20 protein-coding genes, 1 tRNA gene and 2 pseudogenes are annotated in these 19,434 nt (G+C 60.3%); 15 read left to right on the top strand and 8 right to left on the bottom strand.

Annotation, left to right across the window (positions count from 1 at the left end; all coding sequences use genetic code 11):
- Positions 1–38 precede the first annotated feature (38 nt).
- From ACFQL3_RS02810 to ACFQL3_RS02800, 3 genes are read right to left on the bottom strand one after another with little or no spacing between them, the layout of a single operon-like run.
- Positions 39–1,031, bottom strand: a complete 993-nt coding sequence (locus ACFQL3_RS02810) for a transposase (RefSeq protein ID WP_377051182.1) — start codon at positions 1,029–1,031, stop codon at positions 39–41.
- Positions 1,032–1,083: 52 nt separating this feature from the next.
- On the bottom strand, positions 1,084–1,704 hold the full coding sequence (locus tag ACFQL3_RS02805; RefSeq protein ID WP_377051057.1) for an AN1-type zinc finger domain-containing protein: 621 nt from the start codon (positions 1,702–1,704) through the stop codon (positions 1,084–1,086).
- 42 nt (positions 1,705–1,746) lie between these two features.
- Entirely contained in the window at positions 1,747–2,334 is a 588-nt protein-coding gene (locus ACFQL3_RS02800) for a tyrosine-type recombinase/integrase (RefSeq protein WP_377051071.1), read from the bottom strand.
- A 239-nt stretch (positions 2,335–2,573) separates the two neighbouring features.
- On the opposite strand from ACFQL3_RS02800, the gene ACFQL3_RS02795 reads away from it, so the two are divergent.
- Entirely contained in the window at positions 2,574–3,950 is a 1,377-nt protein-coding gene (locus ACFQL3_RS02795) for an MEDS domain-containing protein (RefSeq protein ID WP_377051055.1), read from the top strand.
- Between the two features lie 151 nt (positions 3,951–4,101).
- On the opposite strand, the gene ACFQL3_RS02790 is transcribed toward ACFQL3_RS02795, so the two are convergent.
- The gene (locus tag ACFQL3_RS02790; protein ID WP_377051053.1) at positions 4,102–4,740 is read right to left on the bottom strand and encodes a hypothetical protein; all 639 of its coding nucleotides are present in this window, start codon (positions 4,738–4,740) and stop codon (positions 4,102–4,104) included.
- A 391-nt stretch (positions 4,741–5,131) separates the two neighbouring features.
- On the opposite strand from ACFQL3_RS02790, the gene ACFQL3_RS02785 reads away from it, so the two are divergent.
- The 7 genes and pseudogenes from ACFQL3_RS02785 (at position 5,132) to ACFQL3_RS02755 (ending at position 8,777) form a co-directional block, all read left to right on the top strand.
- Entirely contained in the window at positions 5,132–5,602 is a 471-nt protein-coding gene (locus ACFQL3_RS02785; protein ID WP_377051051.1) for a type IV pilin, read from the top strand.
- Positions 5,603–5,604: 2 nt separating this feature from the next.
- The gene (locus ACFQL3_RS02780; RefSeq protein WP_377051049.1) at positions 5,605–6,198 is read left to right on the top strand and encodes a type IV pilin; all 594 of its coding nucleotides are present in this window, start codon (positions 5,605–5,607) and stop codon (positions 6,196–6,198) included.
- Between the two features lie 30 nt (positions 6,199–6,228).
- The gene (locus ACFQL3_RS02775) at positions 6,229–6,723 is read left to right on the top strand and encodes a type IV pilin (protein ID WP_377051047.1); all 495 of its coding nucleotides are present in this window, start codon (positions 6,229–6,231) and stop codon (positions 6,721–6,723) included.
- 59 nt (positions 6,724–6,782) lie between these two features.
- A pseudogene (locus ACFQL3_RS02770) lies at positions 6,783–6,971 on the top strand (site-specific integrase); the annotation flags it as partial.
- 277 nt (positions 6,972–7,248) lie between these two features.
- Complete coding sequence (locus ACFQL3_RS02765) at positions 7,249–7,638, top strand: hypothetical protein (RefSeq protein WP_377051179.1); 390 nt, start codon at positions 7,249–7,251, stop codon at positions 7,636–7,638.
- Positions 7,639–7,980: 342 nt separating this feature from the next.
- Complete coding sequence (locus ACFQL3_RS02760; RefSeq protein ID WP_377051177.1) at positions 7,981–8,631, top strand: hypothetical protein; 651 nt, start codon at positions 7,981–7,983, stop codon at positions 8,629–8,631.
- Complete coding sequence (locus tag ACFQL3_RS02755; protein WP_377051176.1) at positions 8,595–8,777, top strand: hypothetical protein; 183 nt, start codon at positions 8,595–8,597, stop codon at positions 8,775–8,777. The genes ACFQL3_RS02760 and ACFQL3_RS02755 overlap by 37 nt, the downstream gene beginning before the upstream one ends.
- 285 nt (positions 8,778–9,062) lie before the next feature.
- On the opposite strand, the gene ACFQL3_RS02750 is transcribed toward ACFQL3_RS02755, so the two are convergent.
- From ACFQL3_RS02750 to ACFQL3_RS02740, 3 genes are all read right to left on the bottom strand, one after another.
- Positions 9,063–9,136: transfer RNA gene (locus ACFQL3_RS02750), tRNA-Lys, on the bottom strand.
- A gap of 54 nt (positions 9,137–9,190) precedes the next feature.
- Complete coding sequence (locus ACFQL3_RS02745; RefSeq protein ID WP_377051174.1) at positions 9,191–9,904, bottom strand: DUF7119 family protein; 714 nt, start codon at positions 9,902–9,904, stop codon at positions 9,191–9,193.
- 77 nt (positions 9,905–9,981) lie between these two features.
- Positions 9,982–10,113 (bottom strand): hypothetical protein, encoded by a 132-nt coding sequence (locus tag ACFQL3_RS02740; RefSeq protein WP_377051172.1) that lies wholly within the window; start codon positions 10,111–10,113, stop codon positions 9,982–9,984.
- 315 nt (positions 10,114–10,428) lie between these two features.
- Between ACFQL3_RS02740 and ACFQL3_RS02735 the strand changes: the two genes are divergently transcribed.
- Positions 10,429–10,782, top strand: coding sequence for a hypothetical protein (locus ACFQL3_RS02735; RefSeq protein WP_377051170.1), 354 nt, complete (start codon positions 10,429–10,431; stop codon positions 10,780–10,782).
- 127 nt (positions 10,783–10,909) lie between these two features.
- Positions 10,910–12,652: a nitrite/sulfite reductase gene (locus ACFQL3_RS02730; RefSeq protein WP_377051168.1), complete on the top strand. Its 1,743-nt coding sequence runs from the start codon at positions 10,910–10,912 to the stop codon at positions 12,650–12,652.
- A 163-nt stretch (positions 12,653–12,815) separates the two neighbouring features.
- Here the strand turns inward: ACFQL3_RS02730 and ACFQL3_RS02725 are convergent, their stop codons facing one another.
- Positions 12,816–14,234: an FAD-dependent oxidoreductase gene (locus ACFQL3_RS02725; RefSeq protein ID WP_377051166.1), complete on the bottom strand. Its 1,419-nt coding sequence runs from the start codon at positions 14,232–14,234 to the stop codon at positions 12,816–12,818.
- A gap of 136 nt (positions 14,235–14,370) precedes the next feature.
- Between ACFQL3_RS02725 and ACFQL3_RS02720 the strand changes: the two genes are divergently transcribed.
- The 5 genes and pseudogenes from ACFQL3_RS02720 (at position 14,371) to ACFQL3_RS02700 (ending at position 19,432) form a co-directional block, all read left to right on the top strand.
- Entirely contained in the window at positions 14,371–15,432 is a 1,062-nt protein-coding gene (locus ACFQL3_RS02720) for an NAD(P)/FAD-dependent oxidoreductase (RefSeq protein WP_377051164.1), read from the top strand.
- Between the two features lie 91 nt (positions 15,433–15,523).
- Positions 15,524–17,109: pseudogene (locus tag ACFQL3_RS02715) on the top strand (succinic semialdehyde dehydrogenase).
- Positions 17,097–18,188 (top strand): SDR family oxidoreductase, encoded by a 1,092-nt coding sequence (locus tag ACFQL3_RS02710; RefSeq protein ID WP_377051162.1) that lies wholly within the window; start codon positions 17,097–17,099, stop codon positions 18,186–18,188. The pseudogene ACFQL3_RS02715 and the gene ACFQL3_RS02710 overlap by 13 nt, the downstream one beginning before the upstream one ends.
- 88 nt (positions 18,189–18,276) lie before the next feature.
- Positions 18,277–18,957 carry a DUF7504 family protein gene (locus ACFQL3_RS02705; protein ID WP_377051160.1) on the top strand — a complete coding sequence of 227 codons (681 nt, stop codon included), beginning with the start codon at positions 18,277–18,279 and terminating at the stop codon, positions 18,955–18,957.
- Positions 18,958–19,024: 67 nt separating this feature from the next.
- Positions 19,025–19,432, top strand: a complete 408-nt coding sequence (locus ACFQL3_RS02700; RefSeq protein ID WP_377051158.1) for a DUF5788 family protein — start codon at positions 19,025–19,027, stop codon at positions 19,430–19,432.
- Positions 19,433–19,434 lie beyond the last annotated feature (2 nt).

Below are 19,434 nucleotides of genomic sequence, written 5' to 3'. Positions count from 1 at the left end.
TATCTGTAGCTAATTCAGAGCGTGTCATAGAATCCATCTCATAGCTTCTCACAGCCCGGTTCGTTTCCTCGCTCGTAGTTGGTGATTGCGACAACAATCCGAAGACACAGCGCGAGGAACACTTCTGTTCGTGCGTGGACGCGGCCTCGGGCGCGGATATGCCCGAGGCCGCAATCCTTGACCGCGTCGTTGGTTCGTTCGACGCCTGTCCGGTTGTTGTACGTCTCGTCCAAGATAGATTGTTTCAGCTGCACGTCCTCGCTATGTTCCTCGATTCGGTCTTCGACCCTGTACTTGATGTCTTTCGGGTCGTCAGTGTTTCGCGGGTTGTATGGGGCGACTGGCACGACCCCTGCGGCCAGCAGGTGGTCGTGCCAGTCGAGGATGTCGTAGGCGCTGTCTCCAAGCATCCAGACCGGTATATCGACGGCGAGCGCGTCACACGTGACGCGCATCGCCGTCTCTTTATCTGCTTGTTTGGCCTGTGTGAACTCCGCTGCTATCGGGATCTTTGCGCCGGTCGAGATGATCGTACAGCCGAAGCCGTAGTAGTACTCCTCAGCCGTTGGATCGTAGTTCCATGACGCCGCGTCGTTGTATTGAATCGCTTCAACGTGTGTCGAATCGATGGAGTACGTGGAGTCGAGCAGGCCGCGGGCGGCGGCCTGCTCGACGAGTCTGTCGAAGACATCGTCGATAACTTGTTCGAGGTCAGTGAGAAAGCGGTCAATGGTGTCTCTGGATGGCGGTTTGTCGAGTCCGCAGTAGTACCAGACAAGGCCGTTCTGAAGTTCTCGTGTAACCGGGCGTGTACCGTACACATCCTCGTAGTAGCAGTGCAGAAAGCCGCGAAAGAGATCTGGTGGCTGGTAAACTCGTGTTCGCCCCCTCGAAGCGGGGGCGAACACGTCGTACTCCAGCAGAAACTCGAACTCAAGATGTTCAAACAGCGGCACTGTCTCGATAGCCGCGACATTCAAGAAGTCGTCTACCGAAGCTACATCTTGCAGGGTTGCGCTTGTGTTGGACACACTTCGCGCACCCTGCTGCTTCGTACGTGACGCTTTCTATGACACGCTCAATTCAGTCTAATAGTCTCTTTCGTGAACGACGCCGCTGATACCACCGAACTGGAATGACAATAAGAAAACCAGCGGCGAGAATCGGAAAGATAGCCTCTACAAATCCTTCTTGAGTTGCTGGGGTTCCTACCCACATTGCATACGGAACTGTACAGGCGAAACTCACGAGAAGTAATAAACCAACTGTTGAAAGACTAAAGAAAGACTGTTGATGCGCAGGCGTTTTCGATGTATTACTTTCCTCCGCCCGTTCTTCAGTTTCCTTGGATTGGGACTGGATAAGTGATCCGTCTGATGCGACATCTGGAGACCGGTCATCAATGATTTCTTCACTCTCCGGGGTTGTTCCCATCACCTGTGCATCAACCGTTTCAAACTCTTCTCGAATCCGTTCGCGTGTGGAGATGCGTTCAAATGGGGCCTCATCTCTCTCTGTCTGGATTTGGCCGTCGTTCTTAGACTGAGTTTCCTGTTCTTCTTGAATTGGCTCCCATCCGTTTTCCAACCCGATACACTCGTGTTTTTCGGGCAGGCGATGATCTATACAGAATGGGTCTTTACAGTATTTACATTGGAATGGCATGTCCACCTCAGTTGAACAAATCGCACACTCTACAGGCATTACTAAGCGCAAGACATAGCGATTAGTTAAAAATTCGGTAAATTAGAGCCAGTCTACCTTCCCTCTTTCTCGCTGCTGGGCTTCCGGCGAGTACGTCCCGCGGTAGTGCTCCAGAAACGTCTCCAGATCGTTCCAGCCGCCCCAGTCGCAGACGAGCAGTGCGTCGACGTCGGCGCTGGCGAGCGCGGTCGCCCAGGTGCGCCGGAGATCGTGAAAGCCGAGGTGGTCCCACCCTTCGTCGCCGGTTTCGTCCTGGAGGCGATCGGCGGCGTTCTGGATCCAGCGCCGAAGTGACCGAGTGCTGGTCACGTCGAGCAGCGACGAGTTGGCGCTGGCGTCGCGAACGTCGTCGATCGTGCGGATGGTCGTCGCAAGATCCCGCGGAACCGGCGTTTCGCGGTACTGGTCGCCTTTCCCGTGCCAGACCCGGAGCACGGTCCCGGCGTCGGTGTCGACGACATCCTCGGGAGCCACGTCGAGGACCTCATGGGATCGGAGCCCGCAGCGAGCGCCGAGCCAAAAGGCGATCCGCTGCTGGGTGCCGTCCGCCTGAGCGATTAGTTGATCAACTTCGGTCTGACTGAGCCAGACCTTCATGTCGTCTCTGTGAGCGTGGGCTTTCAGGTTCATGTCCGAGTAGCCTGTAACCCGGACGGCCACACGGGAGGTAAAGGGGTTTTCGGTGGGGGTGGGAAGGGTGATCGGGGCCGAATACGTCCGACTTTCAGAACGTTTCCGGACGCTATTTTCGGGTCGTTTAGACTGAAATACGCGGTAAGTAGGTTTGCGAAGCCATCAAGAAGATCCTCGGTCTCTTATCGTCTTTTATATAGTAGACACTTTTATGCTCTCATCCCAAAAGACCGATAATGGTAGAACGACCCGAGGCGCAGTTTGCCGCAGACACGACGCGCCAAGCGACTACCGCAGATCTCCGTACTGAACTCGGGTCTCATAATCTCACACGCCACCTCGCGCTCTTCTATCGGTCAAACGAAGCCCAGTTGGCTGCTACCACAGCCTTCCTCGTCGAGGGCCTCCAGTCTGGCCACCGCTGCATCTACCTGCTTGATGTCAATACCGCTGCCGACATCAAATCTGCACTCCGGAGAGCCAATATCGATGTCGAGCAACGCATCGACGCTGGCGATCTCGTCATTCGAGATGCCGAGGAAGTCTACCTCGAATCCGGCTTCGACCCTACAAAGATGATCAAGACCCTCGAAACCGAAGCCAACGTCAGCGTCGAAGACGGCTACGACGGGTTGTGGCTCGCCGGCGAGAACTCGTGGTGTTTCCACACCGAGCAGTCATTCGACCATGTCCTCGATTTTGAAGCGGACTTCGATGCCGCCTGCCCGAATCTCCCGGTCACCGCACTCTGCCAGTACGACCTCAAACGGTTCAATGAGACATCGGCCGCAAAAGCTCTCCGAACGCACGAACAAATCATCTACCGCAACCAGCTCTGTAAGAACCCCTTCTACATCCCACCCGAGGACTATCGCTCAACCGGTAGCCCGGAGTTGAATGCGCAACTAATGCTGGAGCAAGCGTACTCGCTGACGAGCGCACGCCGCGACATCAACGAACGCGAACAACGGTTAGGTATCGTCAACCGCGTCCTCCGGCATAACATCCGCAACGATCTGAACCTCGTAAGGGGGACGCTCAAACTGATAGACGAGGAGGAGTCGTTGTCCGGCGAGAGTCACCAGCAACTTGCAACTGCCATCGAGCATGCTGAGTCGGTCGTCGAGATGGCGGAGAAAGCCCGCTACATTCAACAAACAACAGGCGATACGACGGTCGAGCCACAGCAGCTTGGCCCCCACATCAAGACAGCCATCGAAGAAGCGACAGCCGAATATTCGGCTGCCGACGTCCAGTTTTCCGGAGCGAATGAAGTGACTGTGCTTGCTGATGAGAATCTCGACATCGCGTTGCGTGAAGCCATCGAGAATGGGATTGTCCATCAGGACACGGACTCCCAAACTGTTGTTGTCTCTGTCTCGACACCAAGCGAAGACACGGCCCAAATCGAGATTCAGAATGAAGGGGCAATTCCGGACGTGGAACGGTATTCGTTGGAGAAGGGTGAAGAGACCCCACTAGAACATTCGAGCGGGCTTGGCCTCTGGCTAATCAAATGGGTCGTCGAGAACGCGCACGGGTCAATCGAATTCCCAGACTCAAGCGCAGGCGAAGCACGCCTACAGATCGAATTATACCGGGTTCCCTCATAGGGGAAGCCGTTACGGGATAGTCCGGACACACGTGAGGACGAAGTCCAAAGTAGCGTTTCGTCAAGAGCGTGGATTACTACGCTGTCCGTTCAGTCGGTCGTCTGTACGTACCGAAGCCAAATTCTCGACTTTCCCTCTCTTTCCGGACACCTCACAACGACCGGAACTTTCCGTACAGCGCGTCGGCGGCCTCACTGGAGAGGTAGATATTCTTCTCGCTGGCGGTGACCGACTCGCCTGCGACGTCTTCGATCAGGTTTGCTAACTCCTGGAGGTATGCCTCGGATCGTTCCTCACGAAAGCCCATCACGAAACGCTCGCCTTGGGGTGTCTGGCGGTTCCGAATGTAGACGTCGACGAACTCGTACCGGAGTTCGTCCGAGACGTCGTCGAGATACTCCGGCAGCGAAAACGCCGATTGGTCGCTCTTTTCGCCCTGTGGCGCACCGAGTACGACGAGTGCTCGCCCGAGGACGCTGGCGTGGTCCGTGGGCACGATCTCGGTTGCTCTGTCGGATTCGTCCGCTCGCTCGCGTCGCCAGTCGATATCGAGCGTGTCCAGCGCGTCGGTCACGCGCGGTTCGGTCGCGTCGTCGACGGCGAAATGCGGGACGAAGGTCTCTCTGGAGATCGAGCCGCCCGAGAAAATCCACGCGACGAGCTGGTTCAGCGCCGCGAACTCCTCGGAGTCGACGCCCTCGAACCACCCGCGCTGCTCGGCGACTTCGACGGCGCGGGCGGGATCGGGCTTTGCGCCGTTCTGCCACGCGCGGATTCGACCGCGCGGCATCTCCCATTCGACGCGAGCGCGCTCGATCCGCTGTCGGGATGCCGGGCGGCGACGTCGAGATACACCTGATAGTCTTCGACGGCGTCCCAGGGCTCCGCCCGTTTCTGCACGTTATAGGTCCGCGCAAGCGATTTCGGCGTTAATTTAGTTGTTATTATTTACTTATAATTTACATGCTGTCTGGGTTACAACTGTGATGTAATATTTCATATCTGGCTTAAGTTTTATTACGGATGAATGTATTCTCTTGTGTAACGCCGACAGCACGCGAAAGGACAGGCGAGGAGGGGTGTCAGATCCCATGAACCCCTTGCCTCATCATATCACACGGACGTGTCTGATATGAATCCTTTGGCGGAAATCGGCGCAAACAACCTACAAAGTACACACAATGGATTTCAAGAAACTACTCGAAACGGACGACGACGAACGCGCGGTCTCGCCGGTTATCGGCGTGATTCTAATGGTTGCAATCACAGTAATTCTCGCGGCCGTTATCGGTGCGTTCGTGATTGGTATCGGTGATGATCAGCAAGAAGTCCCACAGGCTAGTTGGGATTGGGATCAGACCGGCGAGACAGGCTCCGATTCAGTAACGCTATCACATCAGACCGGTGATACAATATCTAACAGCAATCTTGAGCTCCAGTTCTCCGGTACTGCAACTGACGTATTCGACAATAGCGGCGACATCGACACAGGACCGTTTGGTAATAGTGATGTGAGTGCTGGGTCTTCTGTTGAACTCAACTTTAGCTTCACCAATGACTACGCCACTGATGCTGAGAATGAAACACTAACGCTCTCTTGGGAGTCTGATTCGGGTGGAGATTCCTCAGTGCTGACTTCCTGGGATCTATAAATATGGATATGAAAAATATGCAATATTCTGATGAGGACCGAGCAGTATCTCCTGTGATAGGAGTTATACTAATGGTCGCTATCACTGTAATTCTTGCCGCTGTTATTGGTGCATTCGTGATTGGTATTGGTGACGATCAACAACAAGTTCCGCAAGCCAGCTGGGACTTCGATCAAAGTACGGAAAATTTCACTGACGCAGCACCGCACTCCTCGAATTTAACTGTTGTTGATATTTCACATCAAACTGGTACTACAATTGACGAAAGTAACATCGACGTCACGGTGAATGGTGATACAGCATACGGTATTACGCCTCAGACAGGTCCTTCTGATGATGATGTCAAAGAAGTCTGGTCCAGTAGTGGAGATATCAGTGCTGGAAATAGTGTACAGGTAGTCTTTGCATCCGGAGAAGACTTGGATGATACGTTCGCTGTCGACTACGAAGACGGACCTGACCAAATTAATCAAGTAACCGACGGGACAGACACGTACAATGAGGAAGGGCTCTCATCAGGAGATACCATCCGAATTGTTTGGGAATCTGACGACGGGGCAGACTCGTCCGTCCTTCAGGACTACACCGTCAGCTAACCGGACCCACCACAGTCCGTTCACACGCAAATGACTCACTTTTTTTCAGACGCCGACGCCCAGTCGAGCGCAATCGGCACCATCCTGCTCGTCGCGATAGTCGTCATCCTCGCCTCAGTCCTCGGCATCTTCGCCATCGATCTGTACCAGAGCGCTGGAGACGTCGAAGAGACGCCGAATGTGCGCTTCGACGTCGAGCAGTACGGCGATGGCGACCAGCAGGTCCGCCTGTACCATATGACTGGGAACACGGTCGAGGATGTCGAGACGCTCTCGGTCGTCGTCGACGGCGAGACGGTAAGCGACAGCGGCGCGGACTGGTCGGACTCAGCCGACGGCTTGCGCTCACAGAGTTCGCTATACATCGCCGCCGACGGCAGTGGGAGCTACCTGACTGACGACAGAGCGTCGATCAGCGGTAGTCCCGAAGCCCTCACCGCGGGCACCGAAATCTCGGTGATCTGGAACAGCGCCGACACCAACTCGTCGGCAACGCTGTTCGAGTACGAAGTCGAAAAACGATAGCGCTCTCTACTCTCTCAAAATCCGCAAGCTACAGCTATACTCGCCGAGGACGCGGTTGATGTTCGGCGTCGAGGTCGCCACACGATGTCCGAAGCGGTGCGATTACAGCGCACCTGCTGGAGGACATTCCGGTGGAGATCGTGAGCGAGCGGTGTGACGTGAGCCGCGACGTGCTCGACCGCCACTACGACCGCCGGACTGAGCGCGAGAAGATGGAACAGCGCCGAAACCACCTTTCGACGAACTAACAACCATGATAGCACATAGTTCCCCCACGGAGTACGGCGATTCTGAGGACTATAGGACCCGAGCGGGCCCATGTTTTTGCGACGTCATTGCGAACAGCGTGAGCAACGGTTCGGAGCGGCTTCCCGCTTCGGTGAGCAAATCGGTCATCTCGATCGGATTGAGTTCAGACTGTGAGCGCTGCCAGACCGGTTAGATCGTTCCTCTTCCAGTCGATATACTACAATCAGTTTTTGAGCCAAGGGGGATATTAAGTATCAAGCAACAGTACCGATAGACATGTTGTCGAACCTGACTGACGATCAAAAGTTCGATCTGACCATTGCCGCTGGGGCCTTCATCGCGCTGTACTGGGTTTTGTACGTCAATCCGTTGACTGGGGAACTGCTGGGTCTGGTGCTCGGGACGCTGCCAGTCCTCGGTGGCGTGTATCTGTACGTCGAACCGGAGCAGTATATCGTCCAGAGTCTGGCTGGGATAGCGGCAGTTGCACTCGGCGGTGCTGCCCCGGCAACGGTCCTCTATCAAACGCCTGCTGGCGACTGGCTAGTCGGGAGCCAGCCACTCCCGCTGGCGCTCGGAATCATGCTGCTGGTGGTCATCACGACACTCGTCGGTCGGCGATACGTGCAACTGGCCGTTAGTTCACGCGACACCTCTCCTGCCTGAATCGGAACTCGAACTCCGGTAGCCCCGGACGAACTCCTGACGATCCAGCAGACCAGTTGCTACTGACCGATCAAACGGGGCGGCAGGACGTGCCCGCCCGCGAGAGGTGGCGTGCCCGATGCCCACAGTACTGCCGAACGCGAGGATACACGTTAGATCTGACAAGCAAGCAACCACTGACACGGTACGTCAGTAAATCGTAAAGAACCGTTGCTGGATCCGGTCGCGAGCGCACCAGTAGAACAGACTCACGGTCACAAGCGAAGCGACGATCCCCAAATTGGGAGCACTCGTGTTCGGCAAAAAGTAATCGTTATACGGTATGCGTTCCACCTCCCGAGTATGCAACGACGAGCAGCGGCCGGCTATGTTGCCCTCTTTCTCGTCATCGCGGTCGGAGCGTATGGACTCGCCGCGACAGCCGAGAGTCCCGAGATATCGCTTGAAGACCCAGAATATGACGCGACAGTGGGCGACCAGTTCGAGGCCGAAGGCCAGACGTACACGCTTGCCGAAGTAACGATTGAAGAAGGTGCCCCCGTTGGGACGCTGGAGTGGAACATCACCGAGGACCAGAGCGAAACCTGGGCCGATGGAGATGAGATAGAGTATCAGGGAGGGGATTACGAGGTGCTCGTCTCGAACGAGACCGATGCCTCCGAGTTCACGCTCCGTGAGGTACCCGGTGACGATGTCGAAGTGACCGGTGAGGGTGACGACCGCATCATCCGCGTCCAGGAGGACGGGGAAGAACAACTGATTCCCATCGACGAGTACGAACCACTCGACCGCCAGACGTTCGCCGAAGGCGACGGTATCGAGTATCAGGAGTTCAACGCTACCGTCGGCGAAGTGGCAGAGGAGGAAGTAGTGATAGAGTGGAGCGAGCAGGTCACCGAGGATCTCACTGTCCGGGAGGGGCAGAGGTCGTCCAGGTTTCGGAGAACCAGACGTACATGGCCCACTTCACCGCCGAGGACCGACTACAGCTAACGTCGAACAAAGAGTTGTACAACGAAGAGGCCGACAGAGTCGCCTACTTCGAGGAGCGGACGAACGGAATGACCGTCGCGACGATCATCTCCGGACTCGCCGCCCTCCTGCTCGTCGCGATGGCGTACCTGCCGCGCAAGGAGTAACCGCGTAGAGCGTCGAAATCGTTTTTATCTTCCGGAGTCCGGGACCGGCATGTCGGTGCAGTAGCTTCTTGCGCAACCGTCGACGATCCAGTACGCACAGTCTCCAAATGCAACTATTGGTCGAGTATACACTTGACCGGGCATTGGAATGAACGGCGGTCGGGGAACGAGAGAGGATAGGAGATATTGAATCCGGTACCAGATCTCACACCGTACGGTCCGATGTGGTTCAACTGCTTCCTGCCGGTTCACTCACCCCTTGTTGTCACTCGGCGGTTCGTTGCACGGGCCGGGAGGGAGTTGAACCCTCGACCGTCTGGTTAAAAGCCAGACGCTCTCCCTAACTGAGCTACCGGCCCTACACAAACCGGTTGGGGGAGGGGCAATTAAACCCTTATGATGCACGGCGGGGATCAGCGTTCCCTGAATTCGCGGTCGAGGGCACGATGGGCGAGGTGATCGGGTGAGATCCCCTCGTTTGCGGCACGCCGTCGAAGTTCGCGGTAGACGTGCGGCGGCAGTAACAGCGAGACTTCGCCGAGCTGGATTCCGTGCCCGTCAAGTGCTTCCTTCACGCTCTGGCCGTCATTGACGTCGCTGGCGAGCGTGCGGATCTCACGGACTGTGAGGTCGTTGTCGAGCGCCGCCCACGCGAGGTCGAAGCGGGCGGTGCCGCTCACCCGTGCAATGTGTTTCGCGGCTGTCGGCGCGATATGACCCATCGCGACGTGTCGCCGGATCGACTGTGGGAGGTCGTGGACGCGTGCCCACTTGCGAATAAACGCGACCGTCGCCTCGCCGCCGGCGCGTTCGGCGGCGATCTTGTAAGAGCCTTCGCCTCTGACGAGTGCCGCACACGCCGCTGCACCGCGGAGCATGTAGACGTTGTCGGCCGCGCCGGCCGTGTTTCCGGCGAACGCGGCGACAGTCTCGGCCGCACGGTCGAGGCTCTCGGGATCGTCGGGATCGAAATGGACCGCCTCGTCCGCGTGCTCTCCAGTGACTTTCGCATCGCCCCGAACCACAGGGTTACCAACTGGCTCCTCGCGGTCTGCCGGTGGCGCGTGGGGACCGCTCTCGGAGCGATAACGTTCGTTTCGCTGGTCTTCCGACCAGTCAGCAGTCATTGTAACACTGTAACGTCGGCACCGCAAAAAACCCTCCTACTCGGGCAACCCGACAGGTGTCAGACTAGAGGGAGACGCTACTCCTCACGCTGCTCGGAGAGGTGCTCCCAGATCTCCGTACAGCCAGCCCCTTCCTCGACGTCCGCGAGGTGATCGTCGTCCGATTCTTCCTCAGTATCGTCTCCATCTTGCGCTTTGAGTTCGCTCATTGGGAGACCACCGAGTCTCGTTCGTAGAGTTCCGGCGCAACGTCTGCTGACGTATGCTGTTGGTTCGATACTCGATCAACGCACGAGTCGTCTGTCATCGTCTATGCTTTGTAACGGTATCTCCTTAAAAGAGCGCTCAGCAACAAACCCTACCCGAACTCCCGATTAGCAGAAATCCTTTCCGGTATCACGGACGAAGCGATCCGGGTCAAATGCGGCCCCTGCTGTCGGTTTTTCGGTATTTGTATCGTCACAGCTCCGGTAAGCATTGTTGTCGGCGAGGGCCTAAGGTAGACGGGTGATCTGTAGGCACCTATGGTAGTCTCCGTGCGGACGCTCGACGACGGTGCCTGGATCAGCATCAACGATTCGCGAGCCGTCGGTGTGAGCCAGATCTGGCCGATCGCCCGCCACGATTTCTGTGGGTGCGAGACCGCACACCTGCTTCTGGAAGCGTTCTACGATGTCGGGGTCGACGGCCGTCGCATCGTCGCGGGCGTCGTCGGCCAGTGTATCGACTGTGGAACCGAAGGGTCGATCGATACGTTACCGGTCGGCCGGGTCGTCGAGGGCGAGTTCTCCGCGTACGAACCCGGACAGGTGCAGTCACTGCTCGAACCAGTCGAGGGAGTCACCGAGGACGAGCATCGCCTCTCGGGGCGATTCTAGCACGGATCGGGACCCCAGGCCGTGACACGTGACGCCACAACAGGCAATCCTTTCTGGTACACTGTAGATGGGGGGAGAACTGACGCGAGGCAGTGGCGTATATGAAGAGGGGTCTTACTGAGCCCATATGCCAACTGACGTCGAAAAATGGAAAAGCGAGGTCTATGGAAACGAGATCAGGGAACATCTGGAGCAGTTCGCGGAAGACGGGTGGGAGTCGATCCCCGACGAGGAACACGACGCGTGGTTCGAGCGGTTCAAATGGTGGGGCCTGTATCACCAGCGGTCCGGGCAGGAAAGCTTCTTCATGATGCGAATCGGGACGCCGAACGGCGTACTCGAACCCGGCCAGACGGAAGTCGTCGCCGAGATCGCAAACGAGTACGCGACCGGCCCGGCATCGAATCCCGAGTTCGGCAACGCCTACGTCGACTGGACGACGCGCCAGTCGATCCAGCTCCACTGGATCAAACTCGAGGACGTCCCGGAGATATTCGAGAAACTCGAATCTGTCGGGCTCTCGACCCAGCAGGCCTGTGGTGACTCCTGGCGGAACATCGTCGGTAACCCGATGGCCGGCAAGGCCCCCGAGTTCGTCGACGCGCTGCCGGTCATCATGGAGCTCAACGAGCGGTTCAAGGGCAACGAGGACCACTCGAATCTGCCGCGCAAGTGGAAGGTGTCGGTCACCGGCGCACCGGACGGCTCCGGACAGGGTGACATCAACGACCTCGCACTCGAACCGGCGTTCAAAGAGGTCGACGGCGATGAGGTCCGCGGGTTCAACATCCGCGTCGGTGGCGGCCTCTCGCGAAACGAACCGCGCCTGGCCCGCGAACTCGACGTGTTCACGCGACCGGAGAACGCTGCGGACGTCGCCGGCGGCATCTCGTCGCTCTTCCGCGAGCACGGCGACCGAGAGAACCGCTACAACGCTCGCGTCAAGTTCCTCATGGACGAGTGGGGCCCGGAGAAGTTCCGCAACGTGCTCCAGGACGAGTTCGTCGACTTCGAGCTAGAGACCGCAGGAACGGACCTCCGCGAGCAGTACACCTACAACGCCGGCGGCGACGAGCACGGTGACCTGATCGGTGTCCACGAACAGCGCGACGATAACTACTACGTTGGACTCAACGTCCTCGTCGGGCGGATGGGTGCCGACGACACCGCTGAGTTGGCCCGTGTCGCCGAAGAGTACGGTTCGGGCGAGGTGCGGGTCTCCCAGCGACAGAACGTCATCATTCCGGACGTCGCCGAGGAAGACCTCGACGCGCTCCTCGAAGAGGACCTGCTCGAACGTTACTCGCCGGACCCCCATCCGTTCATGCGCGGTTCGGTCGCCTGTACGGGCACCGAGTTCTGTTCGCTCTCGATCGTCGAGACGAAGAACCGCCAGGTGCGGTTCGCCCGCTGGCTGAAGCAAAACGTCGAACTGCCCGAGGGCGTCGAGGATTTCCACATCCACCTCTCGGGCTGTACGGCGTCGTGCGCCCAGCCCCAGATCGCCGACATCTCCCTGCGCGGCATGAAGACGCGCAAGGACGGCGAACCGGTCGAAGCACTCGACATCGGCCTCGGCGGCGGCCTCGGCGAGAACCCGCAGTTCGCACAGTGGGTCGCCGAGCGCATCCCGGCCGACGAGGTTCCGGGCGCTATCGAGAACCTGCTCGATACGTTCGAGTCCCAGCGCGAGGGCGGCGAGACGTTCCGCGACTTCATCGCGCGACTGGACGAGGACGCCCTCGACGACATCGTCGAACCCGAGGAGACGAGTTACGAGGATCCGTACATGCACAACACGAAACGGACCTGGTACCCGTACGCAGAAGACGACAGTCTCGATTCGAGTCCGGCACCGGCCGACGATTAGAGCGAGATCCGGGCGGAGCGAGGATCTCGTTACGGCGAGCGGGGAGGAACGACCCGCGAGAAGCAAGGTCTGAGCGTAGCGAAGACCTCGTTGTAGCGAGCGGGGCTATGCCCCGCGAGCAGCGCGGTCTGACCGGACCGAGACGGCGACCAAACGGGACGGCTCAGCGTCGGCCGCCAATCACTTTCGCGGCCGTCAGGACGGGGTCCCACGTGGTGTTGAACGGCGGCGCGTAGGCAAGGTCGTAGTCGGCGAGGTCGTCGACGGAGAGTCCCTCGGTCACTGCCCCGACGAGCGCGTGGCTTCGGTGGACCGCACCCTCGCCGTACTCGGAGGCGAGGCTGCCGCCCAGCACGCGTCCGGACGGCCGGTCGATGGTGAGCGTCACGCGGACCGTCCCACCGTCGGGGTAGTAGCCGGCCCGGGATTTCGCTTTGATCGTCTCGGTCATCGGATCGAAGCCGGCCGCACGGGCCCGGTCGTGGTCGAGGATACCCGTCCGTGCCGCCTCCATCTCGAACGCTTTGACCGCTGCCGTGCCTGCGACGCCGCCGCCCTCGGTCGGATCTCCTGCGACCGTCTTCCCGATTGCTCGACCGTGTCGGTTGGCAGTGAGCGCCAGCGGAACGTACACCGGGTCGCCGGTGATAACGTGCTCGGCTTCCGCACAGTCGCCCGCGGCGTAGACGTCGTCGAGGTTCGTCTCGCGGTAGGCATCTGTTTCGATGGCTCCCGTCTCGCCGAGTTGGATACCGGCGGCCTCGGCGAGGTCAGTGCGCGGTCTGACGCCCGTCCCGACGAGCACCATGTCGACCGGAACCCGCTCGTCGTCGGTGACGACTGCCTCGACCCTGTCGTCGCCGGCAAGCGTCTCGACTTCCGCTCCGAGATAGACCGCGACGTCCTGCTCGACGAGATGGTCGAGTACGGCCTCGCTCGTCGCTTCGCTGAACTGTTTGAGGATCCGGTCGCCGCGCTGGAAGAGGTGGACCTCGAACTCGTTTGCGGCGAGCGCTTCGGCCATCTCGACGCCGATGTATCCGCCGCCGACGATACCGACCGGCCCGCTACAGGTCTCCAGGAACTGACAGGCCGGGCCGCTATCCGGCTGTTGGAGGTCCCCCTCAGCGCGTGCCCGGCCGACGTACTCCCTGAGTTCCGTCCCGTCGGACATCGAACCCAGCGTGAAGACGCCGGGGGACTCAAGCCCGTCGATCGGCGGTGTGACCGCTTCGGAACCGGTCGCGACGAGGAGGTGGTCGAAGGGCTGGACCACGTCTCCGCCCTCGCTACGTGCCGTGACGACGCGCTCGTCCCGATCGATATCGACGACCTCGTGACCGATGCGAAGATCGATATCCCGCTCCTCACAGAACTCTTCGGGGGTGACCGAGACGAGGTCGTCGAGCGACTGAATTTCGCCCTTGATGTAGTATGGGAGCCCACAGGCGCCGTACGAGACCCACTGGCCCTTCTCGAAGACGACGACATCTATCTCCGGGTCGTCGCGTTTCGCTTTACTGGCTGCTGACATGCCGGCGGCGTCCCCGCCGACGACAACGAACGTTGACACGGAGAACATATCGCAGAGCCAGCATATAAACGAACCGTGAGTGTGCGATACGAGTACCAACTCGGCCGCAGGGGGCCCGTCGAAGTTGCATCCGAGAGGCACATCGGCCACAGCTATTTGCCATCCGCAGTCATCGATCCGAAACATGGGGGAGACAACAGAGAGCTACGAGGTTATCGTCGTCGGCGGGGGGCCTGCCGGGATGACGGCGGCGCTGTACAGCACACGACTCGGACACGACACTGCCGTCGTCAGCCGCGGCGGCGGTCGCGCAGCGATGATGCAGGAGGTCCATAATCTGCTGGGCGTGACCGAAGAGACCAGCGGGGCGGAGTTCCTCGGCATCGGCCAGGAGCAACTCGAAGGCTACGGCTGTGATATCCACCGTGACATGGTGACCACCTGTTCACGGACCGAGGAGGACCGAATCTATCTTTCGGGAAACACTGGGACGTACGCCGCAGAGCAGGTCGTACTGGCGACCGGATTCAACGACGTCCGTCCCGAACCGCCGCTTCCGCGCACCGGCCGCGGTCTTCATTACTGTCTCCACTGTGACGCACACATGTTCGTCGACAGGTCGGTGTACGTGATGGGACACGGCGAAAGCGCCGCTCACGTCGCCGCGCTCATGCTGAACTTCACCGACGAAGTCGACCTGCTTACCCGCGGGAACGATCCCGAGTGGAGCGAGGAGACAGCCGAAATGCTGGAGGGCCACCCGATCGACATCGTCCACGAGGACGTTACCGGCATCCAGAACGGCGAGGACGGCTGGCTGAAAGCCATAGAGTTCGAGGACACCGTGGGACCACGTCCCACGAGCAGCCGGACGGAGTCCGACGACGGAACCGTCCGGGAGTACAGGGGCGGATTCGCGATGTACGGGGCAGAGTACAACAACGGTCTCGCCCGGGAACTCGGCTGTGAGATCAACGAGGACGGAACGATCGAGGTCGGCGATCACGGCCAGACCTCAGTCGAAGACGTCTACGCCGTCGGCGACTGCACGCCCGGACACAACCAGATCCCGGTAGCGCTCGGCCAGGGTGCGAAAGCCGGTATCGACATCCACTTTCAGCTCCGGGATTTCCCGCGGGACCCGGAAACCATCGAGGAGCAGGGACCGGTGCGCTCCGAGGAAGTGCCGGGCATCCCCGACGAACTGCTCGAACAGGCCGTCGATTTCCATACGTACGGGGAGTGAGACGGGGCGGATCGTGGAGTAGCGTCGACGGCCCACTCAGGCAACTGGTAGTCGGGCAAAGCAGTAGGTCCTGCAGTCCAACGCTCTATATATGTCAGCTCTCTCGCAGTCGGCAGTGCTGGAACGGACAGCCTTCTCACGTTCTCGGCTCGACGCGCTTGCCGGCCAAGTCCGAACGGTCGGCGACCGATCCTCGCTCGACGTCAGAACGCCCGCAACCGACGAGGTGGTGGGCACAGTCCCGGCCTGCGAGGCGGCGGATGTCGCCGCCACGGTCGAACGGGCACGGGAGGCCCAGACCGCCTGGGCGGAGCAGTCCGCCGAGGAGCGAGCGGCAGTGCTCTATCGGTTTGCGGACCTCGTGCTCGACCACCGCGAGGAACTGCTCGATGCGATTCAGATAGAGACGGCAAAAGCACGCGAGGACGCCTTCGAGGAGGTGTTAGACGTCGTCAACACCTGCGCGTACTACGGGAAGGAGGGACCGGAAATGCTCGAGGATCAGGATCGCTCCGGTCCCGCACCAGGGCTTACGAGCGCGATAGAGACCTTCGAGCCGCTCGGCGTGGTCGGCGTGATCAGCCCGTGGAACTACCCGATCACGCTCTCGACGACTGACGTGTTGCCCGCTCTGGTCGCTGGCAACGCCGTCGTCTGCAAACCCGACGAACGGACGCCCTATGCGACGCTCATGCTGGCCGAACTCCTCGAGGAGGCTGGACTCCCCGGAGACGTGCTTTCGGTGGTGACCGGCGAGGGGAGCGTCGTCGGCCCGGCGCTGATCGACCGCGTGGACTACGTCGCGTTCACCGGCGGGACCGAGACGGGCCGGACGGTCGCCGAGCAGGCCGGGCGGAACCTGATCGACTGCTCGCTGGAGCTAGGGGGAAAGAACCCGATGCTCGTTCTCGACGACGCCGATATCGACGACGCGGCACGGGGCGCAGCGAACGGCGCGTTCACGAACGCCGGCCAACTCTGTCTCGCGCCCGAGCGGATCTACGTCGACCAGTCGGTCTACGACGAGTTCCTCGACGCCTTCGTCGGCGAGACGCGGAAACTCTCGCTCGGCGTCGAGGTCGGCTACGACGGTGACGTCGGGTCGCTGATCGACGGCCGACAGCAGAGCGAGTCCAGCAACACGTCGAGGGGGCCGTCGAAGACGGCGCGTCGGAGCTCACCGGCGGCCGCCACCGGCCCGACGTCGGGCCGTTCTGTTACGAACCGACGATCCTCGAAGGCGTAGCTCCGGACTCGCAGGTGGCCTGCGAGGAAACGTTCGGGCCGGTCGTCTCGGTCCATCCCGTCTCCGGCGTCGACGAGGCGGTCTCGGCCGCCAACGACACCGAGTACGGTCTGAACGCGAGCGTCTACTCGGCGGATACTGACCGCGGCCGGGATGTCGCCCGCCGGATCGACTCCGGGACCGTCTGCGTCAACGATCCCTACACCGTCGGCTGGGCGTCGATGGACTCGCCCATGGGCGGGTTCGGTGACTCGGGATTGGGGCGGCGACACGGCCTCCCGGGGCTCCGGCGGTACGTCGAGTCGCGGACGATAGCGACCTCCGGCGTCGGCCCGCTCGAACCGCCCGCGCGACTCCCGAAGCGCTGGTTCGTCCGACTGACCGCCAGCGCGATGCGCCTGCGGACCCGAATCGGGCGGTGGTTGCCGTGAGCGATCCACGCGTTCTGCTCACCGGCTTTCCGGGCTTTCTGGGCTCGGCACTCGTCGAGCGCCTGCTGGAGCGCGGTGACGGCCCGGTCGCCTGCCTCATCCAGTCAAAATACCGCGAGACTGCGGAGCGACGGGCCGCAAACCTCGCCGAGAGAAGCGACGAGGACGAGCCGATCCGGCTCTACGAGGGTGACATCACGGAGCAGGAGATAGGTCTGGAAGACCCCGCTGAGACGTTCGAGAGCGTCGAGGAACTGTATCACCTCGCGGCGGTCTACGACCTCGCCGTCGATGCCGACCTCGCCGAGCGCGTGAACGTTCAGGGGACCGAGAACGTCCTCGACGTCGCCGAGATGCTCGACCTCGAACGGTTCCACTACGTGAGCACCTGCTACGTCAGCGGGCGCTACGACGGCGTGTTTACCGAGGCGCACCTGCAGGAGGGCCAGTCGTTCAACAACCACTACGAAGAGACGAAGTACCGGGCGGAGGTCGCCGTCCAGGAGCGAATGGCGGCGGGCCTCCCGGCGACGGTCTACCGGCCCGCAATCGTGGTCGGAGACAGCGAGACTGGTGAGACCGAAAAGTACGACGGCCCCTACTACCTGCTCTCTTTGCTACTCGCTCAACCGGAGTGGCTATCGCTATCGTTCGCAGTGCCGGGGTCGGCCGACGCCGAGTTGAACGTCGTCCCGCGGGACTTTGTCGTCGACGCCATCGCCACCATCGGGACGCAAGACGGCGCTATCGGCGAGGTCTACCATCTCTGTGATCCCGCGCCGCTCCCCGTTACCGAGTTCGTCGATGCGCTCTCGGCGGCTGCCGGCCACCGTACCGTCACGGTTCCCACGATCAAGCCGGTCGCACGGTCAGCCGCGCGGTGGCTCGACTCGCGGGGGATCTCGATAGAGCCCGCGACCCTCGAATATCTCGACCATCCGACCCGGTATAGCTGTCCCAACACTCGGCGGGCACTGGCGGGGACCGGGATCGAAGCGCCCCCGTTCGAGTCGTACGTCGACCACCTCGTCGCGTTCGTGAAGACGCATCCAGAACTCGGCGACGACGCGATGGTCTGATCGCCACCCGGAGTACCTCGTCACGGGAACCGCTCACAATGTTTATAACAACTGGCAAAGAGTATTGAAACGAACCAGGTGTGAGCGTGTGTCACGAGTAAAAACGGTCGACGAGATTCGCGCGGCGTTCCCCGAAGACGCCAGTATACTGATTACTGGCGCGTGTCCCGAAACCATCGGGTCGCTCCCCCGGGAACTCCTCTCCAGTGCTGTCGGAGATGACCAGGGCGCTGTCGTCATCACCACGAAAGACGCCGCAGAGCACGTCCACCGACAGTTCGAGCGGGCAAGCGAGTTCGCCTCGACGTCGAAGCTTGCAGTCGTCGACGCCACGCCGAAAGACCGGCGACACGCTGAACCGGACGAGAACGTCTGGAAGACGAGCTCTCCGGTCGACTTCGGCGGCGCAATGCTCGGTCTGCGGCGCGGCTACGAGTCGCTCGCGCTGGAACACGATACGATCCATCTGCTGTTCGACAGTCTAACCACTCCACTACTCTCCGCAGATTCGATGACTGTGCTTCGGTACGCCCATCAGGTGATGCTCGAGGGAGGCTCCAGATCCGGACTTCAGCTATTCCCGGTCTGCACGAACGTCACGGGCGAGCGCGACGTCAGCAAACTCAAGCATCTCTCCGAGAGGATGATCGAGGTCAGAAAGCGTGGCGGGGAACGACAGGTCCGACTTCATGGACTGCGCGAGGCTTCCGACGAGTGGTTCACCCTGCCGGAGCACGATACCAACGCAGGTGTCGCTGGGCTGGTCTGAGCGGCAGTCGTTCCCAGGAATCGAGGAGTCGCCGAATGTTTTTCCCCACCCGAAGCCACCGTCAGGTATGGACGAATCGGAACGTGAGCAGTTGCTCAAGCAAATCAACAGACAGAGCGCGACCATCGGCGCGAAGACGCCGGACACGATCACGGTAAACGGCGAGGAACTCGACCTCCAGGAGTTCATGATGGAGACGCGCCGCGTCGAGGGGGTCCCGGACGAAGCGAAAGAACTGGTTCTCGACACGAAGCGCGCGCTGAAAGCAGAGCGAATGGAACTCGTCGACCGACTGGAGACCGAGGAGATGTCCTACGAGCACGGCAAGGAGATAGCGGACACCATCGTCGGCATCGACCGTGCGCTGAACGCGCTCAACAGCCTGCGCGGCCGTCGGTACGGCCAGCGCTCCCGGTCGGTGAACGTGAACGATCACAAGCAGTGGCTCGATTTCCTGAAGTCGGTGTCCAGTTGACG

Source organism: Natronoarchaeum sp. GCM10025321, from assembly GCF_042663585.1.
Taxonomy (GTDB): Archaea; Halobacteriota; Halobacteria; order Halobacteriales; family Natronoarchaeaceae; genus Natranaeroarchaeum.
Note: the sequence above shows the minus strand (reverse complement) of the source record. Positions and strands in the feature narration are given on the sequence as shown.